Here is a 1,199-nt window from a genome sequence, read left to right on the forward strand (position 1 = left end):
GTCAACAAGCGCTTCATCAATACACCTGCGTGAATATCCATGGGCCGCCTGTCGAGCATTCCCTGAATTACAATTCTACCGCCTCGTGTTGAGGCTTTTACCAGGCCATGTGTGCCAGGGCCTGCCACGGCATCAAATACCAGGTCGCTTCCTTTTCCCTGGGTTATGCTCATCACTTCTTCGGCATATTTGAGGTTAGCTTCATCATCTCTGTCTTGGACGATGACATGCGGTGCGCCGAGTTGGCTCAGTATTTCTGCCTTTTCTTGACTAGTTGTGGTGGCTATGGGGTTTGCGCCAATCATGTTGGCGATTTGGGTAGCCGCGATACCCACGGAACTTGATGCTGCGGTGATAACGACATTTTCACCCGGTTTGAGGCCTCCCGCTTCAATCAAGCCTCCCCAGGCAGTGAAGTAGGCCATCCAGATTGCGCCACAGTGTTCATCGGGTACCGAGTCAGGGCTCGGTATGAGCGATGCTTCGTTATAGGCTCCATATTCTGCCAGTGTGCCTTGTGAATGAACATCAAAGCTCATTGGGCATAGGGCCACTTTGTCACCTAGCTTAAAGTTACTTTTACCGTCAGCTGGTAATGCGTCAACAATCCCGGCGGCTTCGAAGCCTAACCTGCTTCCTGGGTTTGGCTTGATAAAGTAGCGGTTTTGACAGAATAGAAGGTCGCCTCGATTCAAACCAATGGAGCGTATTCTTACTCCTACCTGGCCTGGTAACGGGGCTGGTTGATCTTGTTCTATCAGTTCAAGGCTATCCAGGTTTGGTGGAGAGCTTATGCTTAGGGCTTTCATAGTTTGGCTGTTCACGCTAGAAGGGTCGTTAATTTGGTGCAATATTGAAGCTGATGTTGCTCAAAAAAGCTATAGGTTTTTAAAAGACATAAGCAGCTGAAATCACACCTGTAAGAAATAATTCACTAAACTAACACGCCGCCTTAAGAATGTTTGTTCAAACTGGGTTTACAGTAAAAGAATCTTAAGGGGAGTAGCAAGATGCTTGAAGCCGTTTATCAATCGAAGAAAATTTCCAAGGAGCAGCTTTCCGGGCAGATGCTTGGCGTATCAAACCTGATACTGGGAATGAGTGTTGCCATGCCGCGTCTACTTCTTAGCTGGCTAAGTGAATGCGCTGAACAAGAGCGAGTTGCGCCGTTTAATTTGTATTACATGCACGGCTCAGAA

General features: G+C 48.0%; 2 protein-coding genes. One reads left to right on the forward strand and one right to left on the reverse strand.

The annotated features are described in order from the left end of the window. Positions 1-809 (reverse strand): zinc-binding dehydrogenase (locus A3729_RS23045; protein WP_068634321.1); only part of this gene is annotated, 809 nt, incomplete at its 3' end. A 201-nt stretch (positions 810-1,010) separates the two neighbouring features. On the opposite strand from A3729_RS23045, the gene A3729_RS23050 reads away from it, so the two are divergent. Then, a partial coding sequence (locus tag A3729_RS23050; protein ID WP_197475997.1) for a hypothetical protein occupies positions 1,011-1,199 on the forward strand: 189 nt, incomplete at its 3' end.

The organism is Oleiphilus sp. HI0043 (assembly GCF_001634935.1).